This window comes from Pseudomonas sp. 10C3 (assembly GCF_036346185.1).
Lineage (GTDB): Bacteria > Pseudomonadota > Gammaproteobacteria > Pseudomonadales > Pseudomonadaceae > Aquipseudomonas.
Genome location: NZ_JASJVE010000204.1, coordinates 1 through 239, shown reverse-complemented (window position 1 = coordinate 239; position 239 = coordinate 1). Strand labels below are relative to the sequence as shown.

The window sequence follows — 239 nt, the reverse complement described above, 5'->3', positions numbered from 1 at the left end:
CATTGGCCGTCGCTTCAAACTGGTTCACGTCCATTTCGGTCGTGATATGTTTGAGGTCGCGACGTTTCTCGACAACCATCCGCAAGTTGATGAAGAAGAGGACAGCAACCAGTCTTCACGCAATGAAAGCGGACGCATCCTGCGCGACAACGTATACGCCACCCTTGAAGAAGACGCCCAGCGTCGCGACTTCACGATCAACGCGCTGTATAACGATCCGGTCAGCGAGCGAGTCCTCG

At 54.8% G+C, this 239-nt stretch carries 1 pseudogene; it reads left to right on the top strand.

Going from position 1 to position 239, the window contains the following annotated elements:
• Window positions 1–239 (top strand): annotated as a pseudogene (locus QN399_RS26640) (polynucleotide adenylyltransferase PcnB); the annotation flags it as partial.